The sequence below is a fragment of the Pantoea sp. GbtcB22 genome (genome assembly GCF_019091025.1).
GTDB classification, from domain to species: Bacteria; Pseudomonadota; Gammaproteobacteria; order Enterobacterales; family Enterobacteriaceae; genus Pantoea; species Pantoea leporis.
In genome coordinates, this window is the sequence record NZ_JAGXKB010000140.1 from 1 (window position 1) to 277 (window position 277).

Consider the following 277-nt stretch of genomic DNA (forward strand, 5'->3'; position numbering starts at 1 on the left):
GAGGCCTTGGGACGACGTGTCCGTCGCCTTCGTACCCTCTGGATTGTTCCCGGTCTGGCACTTTTCCTGGTGGTGGCGGGTGCCTGGCCCGTGTACGTCTACTTTACACAGACTCAGGCGCTCGGCGTGTGGCGGACCGAGTATTTGGGCCGTTATTTCGGTACGATGAGCGGGAGATTTTGCCCATTCTGGTATTACCTTCCGTTGATTTTCGGGCTGATCTTTCTTTTTCTAGCGTTTCTACCGGAGGCTGTCGCTGCTCCGATGCTACCTCGCT

1 protein-coding gene is annotated in these 277 nt (G+C 56.7%); it reads left to right on the forward strand.

Features of this window, described 5'->3' with window-relative positions; all coding sequences use genetic code 11:
* Window positions 1-277: hypothetical protein (locus KVT28_RS25015; RefSeq protein WP_217550849.1), on the forward strand; the 277-nt coding region annotated here is incomplete at both ends.